The organism is Haloferax sulfurifontis ATCC BAA-897, from assembly GCF_000337835.1.
Taxonomy (GTDB): Archaea; Halobacteriota; Halobacteria; order Halobacteriales; family Haloferacaceae; genus Haloferax; species Haloferax denitrificans.
Map to the genome: position 1 here is coordinate 31870 of NZ_AOLM01000004.1, position 13568 is coordinate 45437.

General features: G+C 68.5%; 14 protein-coding genes. 5 read left to right on the forward strand and 9 right to left on the reverse strand.

What is annotated here, in order from left to right:
- Positions 1-34: 34 nt before the first annotated feature.
- From C441_RS02535 to ligA, 3 genes are all read right to left on the reverse strand, one after another.
- Positions 35-742, reverse strand: a complete 708-nt coding sequence (locus C441_RS02535; protein WP_007273642.1) for an MBL fold metallo-hydrolase — start codon at positions 740-742, stop codon at positions 35-37.
- A 101-nt stretch (positions 743-843) separates the two neighbouring features.
- Entirely contained in the window at positions 844-1194 is a 351-nt protein-coding gene (locus C441_RS02540; protein ID WP_007273643.1) for a hypothetical protein, read from the reverse strand.
- Positions 1195-1266: 72 nt separating this feature from the next.
- Positions 1267-3024, reverse strand: coding sequence for an ATP-dependent DNA ligase LigA (gene ligA, locus C441_RS02545; protein ID WP_007273644.1), 1758 nt, complete (start codon positions 3022-3024; stop codon positions 1267-1269).
- A 118-nt stretch (positions 3025-3142) separates the two neighbouring features.
- Here ligA and C441_RS02550 point away from each other — a divergent pair, with 118 nt between their 5' ends.
- Both C441_RS02550 and C441_RS02555 read left to right on the forward strand, forming a co-directional pair.
- Positions 3143-4672: a hypothetical protein gene (locus C441_RS02550; protein WP_007273645.1), complete on the forward strand. Its 1530-nt coding sequence runs from the start codon at positions 3143-3145 to the stop codon at positions 4670-4672.
- Positions 4673-4792: 120 nt separating this feature from the next.
- Entirely contained in the window at positions 4793-5170 is a 378-nt protein-coding gene (locus C441_RS02555; RefSeq protein ID WP_007273646.1) for a hypothetical protein, read from the forward strand.
- 109 nt (positions 5171-5279) lie between these two features.
- Here the strand turns inward: C441_RS02555 and psmB are convergent, their stop codons facing one another.
- Together psmB and C441_RS19790 are read right to left on the reverse strand one after the other, a co-directional pair.
- Complete coding sequence (gene psmB, locus C441_RS02560; protein WP_004970694.1) at positions 5280-6011, reverse strand: proteasome endopeptidase complex subunit beta; 732 nt, start codon at positions 6009-6011, stop codon at positions 5280-5282.
- A gap of 148 nt (positions 6012-6159) precedes the next feature.
- Complete coding sequence (locus C441_RS19790) at positions 6160-6333, reverse strand: hypothetical protein (RefSeq protein ID WP_004970695.1); 174 nt, start codon at positions 6331-6333, stop codon at positions 6160-6162.
- A gap of 340 nt (positions 6334-6673) precedes the next feature.
- Between C441_RS19790 and C441_RS02570 the strand changes: the two genes are divergently transcribed.
- Together C441_RS02570 and C441_RS02575 are read left to right on the forward strand one after the other, a co-directional pair.
- The gene (locus tag C441_RS02570) at positions 6674-7033 is read left to right on the forward strand and encodes a DUF555 domain-containing protein (RefSeq protein ID WP_004970698.1); all 360 of its coding nucleotides are present in this window, start codon (positions 6674-6676) and stop codon (positions 7031-7033) included.
- Between the two features lie 155 nt (positions 7034-7188).
- Entirely contained in the window at positions 7189-7728 is a 540-nt protein-coding gene (locus C441_RS02575; protein WP_004041437.1) for a CBS domain-containing protein, read from the forward strand.
- A gap of 49 nt (positions 7729-7777) precedes the next feature.
- On the opposite strand, the gene C441_RS02580 is transcribed toward C441_RS02575, so the two are convergent.
- Together C441_RS02580 and purM are read right to left on the reverse strand one after the other, a co-directional pair.
- Entirely contained in the window at positions 7778-9082 is a 1305-nt protein-coding gene (locus tag C441_RS02580; protein ID WP_083874840.1) for a cytochrome P450, read from the reverse strand.
- Positions 9083-9154: 72 nt separating this feature from the next.
- Positions 9155-10129: a phosphoribosylformylglycinamidine cyclo-ligase gene (gene purM, locus C441_RS02585; protein ID WP_007273649.1), complete on the reverse strand. Its 975-nt coding sequence runs from the start codon at positions 10127-10129 to the stop codon at positions 9155-9157.
- Positions 10130-10544: 415 nt separating this feature from the next.
- Between purM and C441_RS02590 the strand changes: the two genes are divergently transcribed.
- A complete protein-coding gene (locus tag C441_RS02590) occupies positions 10545-10781 on the forward strand; it encodes a hypothetical protein (protein ID WP_007273650.1) in 237 nt (78 codons plus the stop codon).
- A gap of 453 nt (positions 10782-11234) precedes the next feature.
- Here the strand turns inward: C441_RS02590 and C441_RS02595 are convergent, their stop codons facing one another.
- Entirely contained in the window at positions 11235-11858 is a 624-nt protein-coding gene (locus C441_RS02595; RefSeq protein WP_007273651.1) for a hypothetical protein, read from the reverse strand.
- Positions 11855-13534 (reverse strand): TraB/GumN family protein, encoded by a 1680-nt coding sequence (locus C441_RS02600; protein WP_007273652.1) that lies wholly within the window; start codon positions 13532-13534, stop codon positions 11855-11857. Before C441_RS02600 ends, C441_RS02595 begins: the two co-directional genes overlap by 4 nt.
- Positions 13535-13568 lie beyond the last annotated feature (34 nt).

The window sequence follows — 13568 nt, forward strand, 5'->3', positions numbered from 1 at the left end:
AAAATCGTTCGGTCCGTCTGTCCGCTTCGCCGTCTCAGACTTGGTCCGGGTCGTCGAGGACGACCGGGATGCCGCGGTTCGCCACGTCGACGACGAAGGCGTCCGGGTCGGTTTCGAGAAGCGGAATCGTGTTGTAGTGAATCGGGAGCACGAGGTCCGGGTCGAGCGTCTCCGCGAGGTCGGCGGCCTCGCGGCGGTCCATCACGACCGACCCGCCGATGTTGGCGAGGAACAGCGATACTTCGAGGTGTTCGTGGCCCGCCAGCACGTCGGAGTCGCCGGGCCAGAAGACGGTTCGGTCGGCGATTGAGATGTGGAAGCCACAGCCGAACCCGCGGGGGTGGACCACGTCGCCGTCGCGGAGGTGCGGGCCGTCGGGGTCGTTGAACGCCGGGAGTGACCACACGTCCGCTTCGCCGACGGTCAGGTGGTCCTCCTCGCCGACGCGGACCGTCTCGTAGGGGAGTTCCTCGACCGGCACCACGTCGCGGTCGATGGTCGCGGCGTCGACCCCCTCGAAGGCGACGACCGTCGCGTCGGCGTCGGCGACCTGCTCGATGGCGTCGGAGTCGTAGTGGTGGTTGTGCGTGACCAAAATCAGGTCGCCGTCGCGGGCGTAGTAGTCGTCGAGGACGCCGTAGCGGCCGGGGTCGAAGTAGACGACGAAGCCGTCGGGCGACTCGATTCTGACGGTCGCGTAGCCGAGCCACGACACGTCGAGGCCGTCGTGTTTGATGGTCATACGCGACACCTCGAACCGAGGGGTAAAAAGCGCGGCTCTCGGGGCGAGGCGGTCGATGCGGACGGAGACGAGTGTCGGGCGGCGGGTGCGCGACCCCCGACTCAGACGAGCGTGTCGCGCAGGACGCCGAACACGACGAGGCTCCACAGGAACAACCCGGCCCCGTAGAACAGGAGGGTGAGGCGGAGCGAGGTGTCCGTCTCCACGGGCGACCACAGCCCCGCGTTCGAGACGACTCTGTTCGTCCCGCCCTTCTCGCCCGCGTGTTCGACGTTACTTGGGCCCATCTGTCCCACGGCCCCGCCGCCGAGTACGACGAGGAGTACGCCGGCTCCCGTCAACCCGAGTATGTACAATCCCGAGTGCGTGGCGAGATACGCCGCGCCGACCGTGAGCAGACCGAGGAGGCCGGTGTAGAGGGCGACCGGCTTCCAGAGGGCGTCAAGATTCATGGAGGACCACCGTCCGAAGGTGTCGATTCACAGATACTATATCTCTTTGGGCGCGCCCCGCGGCGGCGTCGCTCACTGCGAGTCGGCCAGTCGCTCGACGCGCTCCAGCGAGTCGGCCGTCTCGGCGGTCTTGTCCTCGCGGACGGTGACGAACCGCGGGAACCGGAGCGCGTAGCCCGAGGAGTACGTCGGCGACGCCTGAATCTCCTCGTAGCCGACCTCGAAGACGACGGAGGGGCGGATGTCGACCTCCTTGCCCTCCTCGCGTTCGATTTCGGGTTCGAGGAGGTCGGTCAACTCGGCCAACTCCTCGTCGGTGATGCCCGTGGCGACCTTGCCGATGGTCTCGAAGGCGTCGTCGCCCGAGTCGGCTTCGACGCGGGCCGAAAGCAGGAACGTCCCGAGGAACTCCGCGCGGCGGCCCTCGCCCCACTCCGCGCCGGTGACGACGAGGTCCAGCGTCTCCACGTCGGGCTTGCGCTTCAGCCAGTTCTTCCCGCGGTCGCCCGGCGAGTACGGCGCGTCGGGGTTCTTCAGCATGATGCCCTCGTGGCCGGCGTCGAGGGCGTCGGCCTCGTAGGCGGCGATTTCCTCGGCGTCGTCCGAGAGGAGGAGGTCCGAGACGGCCGCCGAGTCGCCGCCGAGGACCGCGGTCAGTCGGTCGTGGCGGGCGGAAAGCGGGTCGGTGAGGAGGTCGTCGCCGCCGGCGTGCAGGCAGTCGAACGCCCGGAGTTCGACGCGGACCTCCTCGCGCATCCGGCCCACGTCGTGCTTGCGGCGAAAGCGCCGAAGAATCTCCTGAAACGGGAGGGGTTCGCCGTCGTCGTCCATCGCCACCACCTCGCCGTCGAGGATGACGGGCTCGTCGACCGCGTCCGCGACGAACTCGACCACCTCGGGGAGCGCGCCGGTCACGTCCTCCATGTTGCGCGAGAACAGCGAGACCTCGCCGTCGGCGTCGCGGTGGACCTGCACGCGCGCGCCGTCGAACTTGGTCTCGACCGCGGCGGTCTCCCACTCGTCGAGCGCGTCGGCGGCGGTGCCGGCCTGCGCCAGCATCGCCTGCACGGGGCGACCGACTTCGAGGCGAACCCCGTCGAGGCCGGCTTCGCCCTCGTCGCGGGCGAGTTCGGCGACCATGCCGTAGTCGTTCGACACCTGTAGGGCGCGGGCGACGGCGGCGACGGCCTCGTTCCGGCGCGTTCGGGCGGCGTCTTCGGTCTCCGAGTCCGCGTCGTCGTCGCGGATGGCGGCGGCGTCCGCGGGGTCGACCAGGAACGCCTCGGCGACGGCGTCGCGGACGGCCCCCTCGCCGACGCCGATGCGCATCTCGGAGAGGACGAGCCGCGCGAGGAAGCGCGCCTCGTCGGGGGCGGTCCGGTTGAACAGGCCGTAGAGCGTCTTGAGCTTCGTCTCCTCGCTCCCCGAACCGGAGGCGGCCGCGAGGTCGCGGAGCTCCGAGTCGACTTCGGCGACGGTCAGACCGTCCTGTCCGCCCGAGCCGAAGGCGGCGAGGCCGCGCTGGCCGCCGAAGTCGTAGCTCGCGGCGACCGCGCCGATTTCGCCGCGGTCGGCGAGGCGGTCTTCCACGTCGTCGGCCGAGACGTTCGGGCCGGCGGCGCGGGCGATAGCCTCGTGGCAGAGCCGTGGGCCGATGTCGAGCGTGGTCGAGTCCCACGCGGGGAAGACGCGACCCTGGACGAAGCGGGCGACCGTCGGGAGGTCGTCGCCGGCGTCGCGAAAGAGGTCTGAGAGGAGCGAGACGACCGCGAGGTCCGCTGGCTCGGCTTCTATCTCGGCGGCGCGGGCGGCGAACTCGGCGAACTGCATCGTCCGTGGGTATCGCCGCGCGGGGCAAAAGCGTCTCGACAGTCGTCGGGGGTGTGATTCGCTACCGAACGTCCGGAGTGCCGGGAAGTTGAAGGCGTTCGACGCCGGAACGCCGGGTATGAGCGACGACCTCGCAGAGCGCGTCGAAGACGTGCTCGCGGTCGACGCGGCCGAGTTCGAAGCGCAAGCGAAAGCCGACGCCGAGGTGCTCAAGCGCGAACTGCGCGAGGGGACCTTCGACAACCACCAGTCAATCGTCGGCTTGGAGTACGAGTTCTACGCCGTCTCCGACGGTCGCTGGTCCGCGAGCGAAGACGACGTGCACGCGCTCATGCGGGTCCCGCGCCGACTGCTCGGCCTCATGGGATTCGAGAAGGAGCTGGGGCTCCACAACGCCGAGATGACCACGAGCCCCCAGCCGCTGAACCCCCACGGCCTCCGCGCGCAGGAGTCCGAGGTCCGCGCCCGACTCGACGCCGCGCTCGACTGCGCCGCCGCCGAGGGGATGCGACTCGTCTCCGACGGGATGTGGAGCATCCCGCCGGCCGGCGAGAGCGCCCGCGAGTACCTGACCGACTCCGTCACCGACGGGGGCGTCCGCCTCGCGACGAACATGAGCAACTCCGTGCGGTATCACGCGATGGCCAACGGCCCGACCGCCCCGGCGTCGTTCACGCTCGACGCGCCGCACGTCTCGCTCGAAGCGGACACCGTGATGCCGGAGGCGCTCATCACGTCCATTCAGCCGCACTATCAGGTCCCGCACGCCGACGACCTGCCGTACCACTTCAACTACGCGCTCCGGGTCGCCGGCCCACTCCTCGCGCTCGGCGTCAACTCGCCGTTCTTCCCCGCCGACCTCTACGACGAGGACGCGACGGCCGACGAGATTCTCGCCGACGGCTGGGACGAGAACCGAATCGCGGTGTTCGAGTCGGTGCTCAACTCCGGCGACCACGAGAAGGTCGCCTTCCCCGGCGACCTCGACACTGTCGAAGACGCGGTCGACCGCGTCGTCGAGGACTCCACGATGGTCCCCATGTCGGTCGAGCGCGGCGACCGGTTCGACGACGACTTCGCCACGCTCCGCCGGAAACACGGCACCTACTGGCGGTGGGTCCGCCCGGTGTTCGACGGCGCGTCCCGGTCGTCGGCCAACGCCCGCATCGAGTTCCGCCCCATCGCGGGCCAGCCGACCGTCCGAGACTCCGTGGCGTTTCAGGCCGCCTTCGCGGGGCTCATGGAGCGGCTCCCCCGACTCGACCACCCCGTTATCGACCTCGACTGGGAGACCGCGGAGGAGAACTTCTACACCGCGATGCGCGAGGGCCCCCACGGCGACCTGCGCTGGATAGACGTCGACGGCGACGAGGCGACCGGCGCGGACCTCTACGAGGACCTGCTCGTCCACGCCCGCGACGGGCTTCGGCTCGCGGGCTGTTCCGAGGAGGAGGCCAACTACTACCTCGAACCCCTGCGAAAGCGCGTCGAGACGGGCGTCACGCCGGCCGACTGGAAGCGCGCCCGCGTCAGCGACGCGCTCGACGACGGCGGCGACTTCGAGGCGGCGCTCCGCGAGATGCAACGCGAGTACGTCGAACGGCAGTCCGACTCCCTCCTCGAAGGCGCGTTCTCAGACTGGCTCTGAGGGAGCTGTTCGCCCCCGTTCTCGGGTCAGCGACGGCGCTCGGGGCCGTTCTCGTCGGTCGCTGACGCTCTCGCGTTTTGTCGGAGCAATAACTATTGTCGCGTCCAGCGAAGACCGCGTATGGTCTCCCGTCGGACGAAAGCGGTCGCCGAGTTCGGTATCGCGCTTCTCACCGCGCTCTGGATGGTGTCGATGCGCCGTCTGCTCCGCTCCAGCGACGACGGGTCGCACGAACCGACGCCGCTGTCGCCGAGCGGGGTCGCCGTCGGCGGGGCGTGGGGAATCGGACAGGTGTGGGCGTACGACCGCGATAGCTGGGGGGTTCGCACGAACCGGCGTCGCGGGATGGCCGTCACCCTCGTCGGTATCGGGGTCCAGCGCCGACTGCTCCCCCGCACCGAGTCGTTCCGGTACAGTTTCGGGTTCGGGCGCGTCCTCGGCGTGGTCGTCTACCGGACGTGGTACGGACTGTTGCGGCCGCTTCCGGGCGACGACTGAGTGAGAACTGCGGCCGGGGGTGTTCCGTTGCCGGTGCCTCATGGGTGTCCGACCAGTCCCACCGGTCGCAAGTCGCGAAAACGAAGAGAAACCGCCGACTGCGGGCGACTTATTCGAGGCCTTCGAAGTTCTGGTGGCGCTGGATGTCGACGCCGTCCTCGGTGACGACGGCGATGTTGATACCGTTACCCGAGGCGAGGTCGCGCTCGACCGCAGAGCGGATAGCCTTCGTGGCGACCTGCTTCGCCTCGTCGATGCTGAGGCCGTCTTCGAACTCCTGTTCGAGCACACCGAGGGCGTACTGACTGCCGGAGCCGGTGACGGTGTACTCCTCTTCGAGGATGGAGCCGGCGGGGTCGATGCTGTAGATGTGCGGTCCGGTCTCGTCGACGCCGCCGAGGATGGGCTGGACGACGTAGAACCCGCCCGAGCGGAGGAAGTTGCCGACGAGCGTCGACAGCGCCTGCATGCTCATGTCCTCGCCGCGACGGGCCTCGTAGAGGCGGACCTCAGCGCGGAGGGAACTGATGAGCGACTGGGCGGCCGACACGGAACCGGCGATGGTCAGCGCGCCCGTCGGGTGAATCTCTTCGACCTTCTGGACGTCCTTCGAGGAGACCATGTAGCCCATGCTCGCGCGCATGTCGGTCGCGAGGACGACGCCGTCTTCGGTCTTGATACCGACGGTGGTCGTTCCGGTCTTCGTCTCTTTGTCTCCGAGCTCGTCGGCGCGACGCTCGGCGTGCGGGAACTCGCCGAGCTCGGGGCCGAACACGTTCGAGCGGTCGCCGTTCAGCGAGTCGAGACGGCCGGAGAACTCGTCGTGAGTCGGGGTACGCATTGTCAGCGATTGCACTTCGGCGCTGATAAATGCAACCCTTCACCTCGCCGTTGCCGGTGCCAAAGCGTCAGACGCGCGTCGTCGGCGGCCGCGCGGGGCGGTCGCTCGCGGCGAGCGGCGTCGGAAGGAGGGAGTCGCGCGAGTCGGCTTAGCGACCCGCGGCGCGTTCGTAGGCGGTTCCGGTCGTTTCCACGAGCCGGCGAATCGGGAGGGTCACACCCATCCGGCGAGCGGCGAGCGCGATGGGGAGGAGCGCGATACCCATCGCGACCGATAGCTGGTAGGCGGCAAACAGGACGTACTTGGTTAGGCGGGGAATCATCACCGTGTCCTCAGTGGAGGCTCGGGCGGTGCCCGTATATAAATCTTCTCTCAGACCGGCGCGCGACACCCCGCCGCTGTCTGCCGATTAAAGCGCAGTTGTCTCTACTCCAACTAGACCGACTATTCGGCGTGGGTCGCGCGTGACCCGCGGAGCGCTTCTCCATAAGTTATAGCGATTATCGCCGTGGCATGCGCGGGTCACGCGCGCTCCGGTCGAACGACGTGAGCGTCGCGGGTTCGAACGCGTCGCGGCCGGCGCGCGCGCCGGGCGTGTTAATCCCACGCGCCCCGGCGCTCGAACCACAAGACACGAAACCCCACCGGCGCGTAACGTGTGTATGAGCAACTATCTCGTCGCGATGGAGGCGGCCTGGTTGGTCCGGGACGTAGAAGACATCGACGACGCCATCGGCGTCGCGGTCAGCGAGGCCGGCAAGCGACTCAACCAGAAAGACAAGGAGTACGTCGAGGTCGAAGTCGGCGCGACGCCCTGTCCCGCCTGTGGCGAACCGTTCGACTCCGCGTTCATCGCGGCCAACACCGCCCTCGTCGGCCTGCTCCTCGAAATCAAGATTTTCAACGCGGACGGCGAGAAGCACGCCTCCCGCATCGCGAAAAGCGAGGTCGGCGGCGCGCTCCGCGACGTCCCCCTCGACGTTATCGACATCCGCGAGTTCGACTCCGACGAAGACCAGTAACGCCGCGCCGTCGCGCCCGGCCGCACCGCGTCGCGCCGACCACCGCACTCGGGGCGACCACCGACACGAGCGACCGATTTTCGCGACGCCCGCGACGCTCCACCCCCGGTGAGCGACCGGAACACTTTTTCATAACTACGGGTTATCACTCCGGCATGGAACTCCCCACGCCCCAAGACCTCAGGGAACGGCGGAACTCCCTCGAGTTGACGCAGAGCAAACTCGCCGACATGGCCGGCGTCTCCCAGCCGCTCATCGCCCGCATCGAGGGCGGCGACGTCGACCCGCGGCTCTCGACGCTCCGGCGCATCGTCGAGGCGCTGGACGAGGCCGAAGGGCGCATCGTTCGCGCGGAGGACATCATGAACACGACCGTCCGGAGCGTCGCCCCCGACAACTCCGTCCGCGAGGCGCGCGATATCATGCTCGACGCCGGCTTCTCGCAGTTGCCCGTCATCGAGAACGGCCGGCCGCTCGGCATCATCTCGAACGCCGACATCCGCCACGTTCAGGAGGACGACGTCACCGACCGCCCGGTCAACGAGGTCATGTCCGAGGGCGTCACGACCGTCGAACCCGAGACGACGCTGGACGAAATCGGCGTCTACCTCGACCACAACTCGGCTATCATCGTCGTCGAGAGCGGCGAGACGGTCGGCATCATCACCGAGGCCGACATCGCGGCCCACATCTGAGGCGGACCCCGACACCGGCGACGGCTCTCCGACGCACGCCGCTTCGGGCTCAGCGTCGCCGGACGACGAGCGGCGTCTCGCCCCTCGGCTGGGTCGTCATCTCGGGCGTGATTGCTAACCCACCGTCGCCGCCCCAGTCGAGTTCGAAGTCGCGGAGGACGGTCGCGAGCACGATTTTCGCCTCCGTGAGCGCGAACGCCCGACCGAGACAGCTCCGCGGCCCGGCCCCGAAAGGCAGGTAGGCGTAGGCGGGTCGGTCGCTGTTCTCGTCCCACCGCTCGGGGCGGAACGCGAGCGGGTCGTCGTACCACCGCTCGTCGCGGTGGATGCGGATGATAGAGAGGTGGATGTCCGTGCCCGCCGGGATGACTCGGTCGCCGGTCGGAAACGGTTTCGCCGTCTCCCGCGGGAGCGTGTGGACCGGCGGATAGAGCCGTATCGTCTCCTTGATGACGCGTTCGAGCACCGGGAGGTCTCGGGTCGCGTCGGCGGTCACGGGGCCGTCGCCGACGACGCGGTCGACCTCGTCGGCGGCGCGCTCGCGGGCGTCGGGGTGGGTCGCGAGCAGGTACAGCGCGAAGGTGAGCGCGAGCGCGGTCGTCTCGTGGCCGGCGAAAATCATGCCCACGAGCTGGTTCTCCAGCGACTCGACGGTCGCCGGGTAGTCTGAGTCGCTCCCGAGCGCGTCGGCGAGGCGGCGCGTGAGGCTCTCCTCGTCGGCGGTCTCGACCAGTTTTCGGACCTCCTCGCGGAGGACGCGGTCGGCCCGGTCGAACCGGCGTCGGCTCGGCGTCGGCACCCACGAGGGCAACACCCACGACGCGGGCGCGAAGCGGCCGTTGAGACCGTCGGCGGCCGACCGAACCCGCTCGTCGCCGTCGGGGTCGAGTTCCCGTCCGAGGATGGTGGCGAAGATGATGTCCAAGGTGACGGCCTTCATCTCGGCTTCGAGCGACAGCGTCCCCGAGTCGGGCCACGTCCGCAGGCGGCGCTCGACCTGCCGGCGCATCACGGGCGCGTAGTCGCCGACCCGCTCCCAGCGGAAGAAGGGCTCTAGCTCGTCGCGCTGTCGCCGCCACTCGTCTCCCTCGGCGGCGATGACGGCGTCGCCGAAGGCGGCCTCGAACTCGCCGCCCTTGACGATGGAGTCGCGGTCGGTCACGAACGCCCGCTCGAAGTGGTCGGGGTGTGCGAGGACGTACAGGTCGTCCATCCCCACCACGTCCAGTCCGACCGCGTCCTCGACGGCGTGGTCCGCGAGGAGGTCGGCGACGAAGCCGAACGGGTCGGCCGCGAAGCCCACTGTGTGGCCCACGAGCGGGAGGCCGCTCGGTGTCGGTGGCGGTGAAGTCACACCTCCACTATGGCGAACGTCGGTAAAATACTGCTTCTCATCGAACAGTTCGATTCGGCGCTCGGTCCGGCCTCAGAGGTCGAGCCCGCGAATCGAGACGCCGTCGCCCGCCTCGACGTGACCGATGACGCGGCCGTCGGTCGCCTCGACCAGCGCCTCGGCGTTCTCCTCGGGAACCGCGGCGACGAAGCCGGTGCCCATGTTGAACGTCGTGTGCATCTCCTCGTCGGAGACGCCGCCGCGTTCCTGGACGAACTCGAACACCGGTTGTGGGTCGAACGCGTCGTCGACGACGTAGCGGAACTCGCCCATGCGTTCGAGGTTGGTCCAGCCGCCGCCGGTGACGTGGGCCGCGGCGTTGGTCTCGGCCGCGCGCAGGTCGTCCAGCAGGTAGGTGTAGAGCCGCGTCGGTTCGAGGAGCGCCTCGCCGACGGTGTCGTAGTCGTCGCCGTCCCACGCGTCGTCGTAGTCGCCGTCGGCCGTCGCGGCCTTGCGGGCGAGCGTGAGGCCGTTCGAGTGGATGCCCGACGACGGGAAGCCGACGAGCGCGTCGCCCTCCTCGGCCTCGCCGGGGAAGATGGCGTCTTTCCGCGACAGTCCCGCGCAGGTGCCCGCGAGGTCGAGGCCGTTGATGACCTCCGGCATGACGGCGGTTTCGCCGCCGACGAGTTCGATGTCAGCCTCCTCGGCACCCGCGGCGAGGCCCTGACCGACCTGCTCGGCGAACGTCTCGTCGGGCGCGTCGACCGCGAGGTAGTCCACGAACGCGACGGGCCGGACGCCGGCCGCGACGAGGTCGTTGGCGTTCATGGCGATGCAGTCGATGCCGACCGTCGAGTAGTCGCCGAGCGCCTCGGCGACGAGCAGTTTCGTGCCGACGCCGTCGGTGGCGAGTCCGAGGTAGCGGTCGCCGATGTCGAGCAGGCCGGCGTAGTCGCCCGACCCGCCGCCGACCTGCGCGACGAGCGCCGCGGTCGCGGCCTCGCTCGCCTCGATGTCGACGCCCGCGTCGGCGTAGGTCATCCCGTCGGAGTCGTCGTTCGTCATGTTCGTGTACGAGATAGGCCGAAATATAAAATCACGGGGTACGAATCATACACGTTCTCGCATAGATGAGCGCTTGCCGGCGGCCCGGCCGACGACGGAGGGACGGGAGGCCGACGTCGCCCGCGGGGTTACCCACTTCCTGCCGGCCGCGCGCGCTCTGCGACGCCGCCCGCTACGACCCTCCTAATCGTCGGCTTCCGGGTCGTTGTTATCGAATAATCAACAACTATTGCAATATTTGCGAAAAAGCACGAGAAGAGAGAATAAACTTTCTCGGGCGATCTAATCGATTTGTAAAACGTTACGAAAGAAGAATGTCTTCCGTAACCCGGTCCTGAACGGTCGAAAAAGGACCCGAATTCACGGTAACGCTCGGCCCCTTATATTATGGCCCCCGTCGTATGCAGAAGTGACGATGTCCGGAATACCCTCCACGAACGACTCGGTCGCGCTCGACCTCGCATCGACCCTCGGCCGCCTCGCGTACGCCCCCCTCGAAACCGTCGCGTTCTGGTCGGCAGTCGCGTTGCCCCTCGCGTACCTGCCCGTCCTCAGCGGCGGTCTGAGCCCCGGCGAAATCCCCCTCTTCGCCGGGCTCATCGCCCTCCACGCCGTCGCGCTCGTCCTCGGGCGCGACCACGGCCGGCAGTAACCGCGGTCCCCGACGCGTACGACCAACCCGGATTCGTCTCGGTTCCCCGCCGACGGCCCGCTCCACAAAGCGCGCGTCAGCGTCACCCACGATTGCGACCCGCTCGCTGACCGGCCCACCTGACAGCGGCCCCCTCCCGAACACCGACCTCAGCCCAACTCCAACCCAAACACCGACCTCGCGTCCCGAACTGCACGCCACGACCGCACCCTGCCCCGAATCCCGACCTCCACGGCGACCGGTCCCCGTCGTACTCGTGCGGTCTCCTCCTTCCTCCATTCGTCCCTGCCGCGCCCCGAGTACCGTCTGTGCAGTCTGATCGAACCCTCCGAGCCCTCCGAATGCTCCGAGTGCTCTCTGCCGCGTCTCGACTCTAGCGGTCGCTTGAGACTTCGAGAACGGGGTGAACCGGAAATCGAGAGTCGAGGGTCGTCCGAACCCTCGCCGGTCGGGTCAGAACCCGACGAACAGGAACAGGCCGACCGTGAGGAGAACCGACAGGACGAGCACGCCGGCGAACACCGGCGTGCTCCACGACTGGACCGTCTTCCCGTCGAGCGAGCCGAACGGGAGCATGTTGAACGCCGCGAGGAAGGCGTTGATGATGAGCCCGCGCGCGCCGACGAGTTGGACCACGTCGGAACCGACGGCAACGCCGACGACGAGTACCGGCGCGAAGGCGACGAGGAGCAAGAGGTTCGTCACCGGCCCGGCGAGGGCGATGAGACCGTGTTCGCGCTCCGTGAGCACGCCGCGGTGGTAGACCGCGCCCGGCGCGGCGAAGATGAAGCCGACGAGCGCGCTCATGATGGCGATTGCGAGCATGCCGTAGTCGGCGCGGAACTCGGCGACCTGATTGAACTTGACGGCGACGACCTTGTGGGCGACTTCGTGGAGGAGAAAGCCCACGCCGGCCGTCAGGAGGCTCACGACGAGCGCGAGGCCGAACGACCCGCTCGTCAGCAGTTGGATGGTGCGATTGCCGCCGCCGGCGAAGAAGATAGCGAAGGCGAGACCGAGGGCGACCCACGCGACGAGCAGGTCGCGGAGTTCGCGCGAGGAAAACGAGACGTTCACGTCAGGGACCTCCAGATGAGGTCGGCGCTGTTGCGCGCGCCCTCCAGCATCAGGTTCGTCACGCCCGCGACGCCGCCGAGGTCGGAGGCGATGACGGGGATGACGTAGGTGACGAAGAGGAAGCTCGCGACGATGCTTCCGATGTTCGTCATGGCGACGACCATGATGAGTTTGAACAGCGGCACGTCGAACATCTGGCCGACGAGTTCGACGATGGGCGTCTCCTCGTCGGAGAGGAGCTCGTTCAGTTTGCCGATATCGCCGACGTTGACGGGCGTGTGGCGGAGTTCGACGTAGCCGGTGAACCAGCCGGGCGCGAGAAGCGGATTGATGGAGGTCATCCACGCGACGAGGCCGCCGACGACGGCGGAGGTCCACCGCGCGCCGGCGGCCTTGGCGAGCGCGGCGGCGAACACGCCGTTGATGAGGAACCACGCGCCGAAGATGGTCAGGAGTCGTTCGTTGCCGACGCCGGCCATCGCCAGAAGGACGAAGAAGGCGACGAACACGGCGGTGACGCCGAAGCCGAGCAGTTTGCCCCACGGGAAGCCGTCCTTTTCGGCGACGCCGACGAGCGACTCCATCGGCGGGAGCGTCTCGGGGTGTTCGAGGTAGTTCTCGATGCCCTCGCGGTGGCCCGCGCCGACGACGGCGACGACGTGCCGACCGGACTGCCGGAGCGCGACGAGCTGGTGGGCGATGTAGGCGTCGCGCTCGTCGATGAGCGCCTCCGCGCCGCCGGGGCTGAACCGGCGGAACTCCTCCATCATCGCCGAGACCACGTCGCCGTCGGTCAGTTCGGCCATGTCGAACTCCTCGTAGTCGGCATCGCCCTCGACGGGCGCGAACAGGCCGAAGGCGTTCAGGACCGCGCCGACGGTGACGCCCACGACGACGCCCGCGAGGACGCCGATGACGAGACTGCCGACGATGGCGATGCCGAGGCTCCCGAGGACTCCGGAGACGAGGCCAGTGCCGAGTCCGAGGCCGAAGCCGGCGACGATACCGATTGCCGCGCCGCCGCCGAGGCCGGCGAGGACCGCGTCGTCGCCGTCGAGGGAGAACGAGGCGATAGTGTAGAGCAGGTACGCGGCCGCGCCCCCGAGGACCGCGGCGGTGGCGGTGCGCGTCAACAGGAGGTCGGTGACGCCGACCGCACCCCCGAACAGGCCGACGAGCGGCCCGAGGACGACGCCGACAGCGATGCCGAACACCGCGCCGATGCCGCGGGCGTCGGCGACCCCGAACAGGAGGTCGCCGGCCATGCGCATCTTTTCGAGCGTGCCCATCCGCCGCCAGAAGCGCTGGATGGTCACCTGGATGTCGCGGTCGACGAGCGCCACGTCGAGGCCCTCGTCCTCGGCGGTCTCGACCGCCGCGAGCATGTCCGCGCCGGGCTTCACGTCGAACTTGTCTCCCATCCGCGACTGGACGTACGAGAGCATCCAGTAGGCGATAAACTGGAAGACGGTGTTGCCGCGAAGCAGGTCGCGCGCTTCGATGTCGTCGGGCGTTCCGCCCTTCAGCTGTCGGTAGCGCCCCTCGTCGAGTTCGACCGCGACGACGTCGGGACGCTCCTCTCTGACGGTCTCTTCGACCTCTCTGACGCTGTCGGCCGAGACGTGGGCCGTGCCGACGACGCGGACGTGACCCTCGCCGGGCGACGAATCGTTCATCGCCGGGTTTACCGCCCCACGGTTTTTATCCGTG

Excerpts from the sequence above, each read along its gene's own strand:
- C441_RS02590 (WP_007273650.1), top strand. The coding sequence starts at position 10,545 with ATGTCCGGAATACCCTCCACGAACGACTCGGTCGCGCTCGACCTCGCA.
- C441_RS02550 (WP_007273645.1), top strand. The coding sequence starts at position 3,143 with ATGAGCGACGACCTCGCAGAGCGCGTCGAAGACGTGCTCGCGGTCGAC.
- C441_RS02575 (WP_004041437.1), top strand. The coding sequence starts at position 7,189 with ATGGAACTCCCCACGCCCCAAGACCTCAGGGAACGGCGGAACTCCCTC.
- C441_RS02570 (WP_004970698.1), top strand. The coding sequence starts at position 6,674 with ATGAGCAACTATCTCGTCGCGATGGAGGCGGCCTGGTTGGTCCGGGAC.
- C441_RS02540 (WP_007273643.1), bottom strand. The coding sequence starts at position 1,194 with ATGAATCTTGACGCCCTCTGGAAGCCGGTCGCCCTCTACACCGGCCTC.
- psmB (WP_004970694.1), bottom strand. The coding sequence starts at position 6,011 with ATGCGTACCCCGACTCACGACGAGTTCTCCGGCCGTCTCGACTCGCTG.
- purM (WP_007273649.1), bottom strand. The coding sequence starts at position 10,129 with ATGACGAACGACGACTCCGACGGGATGACCTACGCCGACGCGGGCGTC.
- C441_RS02535 (WP_007273642.1), bottom strand. The coding sequence starts at position 742 with ATGACCATCAAACACGACGGCCTCGACGTGTCGTGGCTCGGCTACGCG.
- C441_RS02600 (WP_007273652.1), bottom strand. The coding sequence starts at position 13,534 with ATGAACGATTCGTCGCCCGGCGAGGGTCACGTCCGCGTCGTCGGCACG.
- C441_RS02555 (WP_007273646.1), top strand. The coding sequence starts at position 4,793 with ATGGTCTCCCGTCGGACGAAAGCGGTCGCCGAGTTCGGTATCGCGCTT.
- ligA (WP_007273644.1), bottom strand. The coding sequence starts at position 3,024 with ATGCAGTTCGCCGAGTTCGCCGCCCGCGCCGCCGAGATAGAAGCCGAG.
- C441_RS19790 (WP_004970695.1), bottom strand. The coding sequence starts at position 6,333 with ATGATTCCCCGCCTAACCAAGTACGTCCTGTTTGCCGCCTACCAGCTA.